At 67.0% G+C, this 203-nt stretch carries 1 pseudogene; it reads right to left on the bottom strand.

The window, feature by feature from the left end:
- Window positions 1–203, bottom strand: a pseudogene (locus HMPREF2990_RS05855) (cytochrome c biogenesis protein DipZ); the annotation flags it as partial.

Here is a 203-nt window from a genome sequence, read left to right as displayed (position 1 = left end):
GTGATGTGCTCCCCCGCACGCTGACAGTTGATGCAGGCGTACGCCCAGAAATCAACGAGCATGACACCACCGTCCTGCGGGCTCGGCGGCTGGTCGGCGTTGATCCAGTTCGTCAGCCCCGCGAATTCCGGTGCCGGGCCACAATCCTGCAGCTGCGCGGGGTCGGCGCGGCGGCACGACTGCAGTGAACCGCTCCCAGTTGG

This window comes from Corynebacterium sp. HMSC071B10, from assembly GCF_001814825.1.
GTDB lineage: Bacteria > Actinomycetota > Actinomycetes > Mycobacteriales > Mycobacteriaceae > Corynebacterium.
Note: the sequence above shows the minus strand (reverse complement) of the source record. Positions and strands in the feature narration are given on the sequence as shown.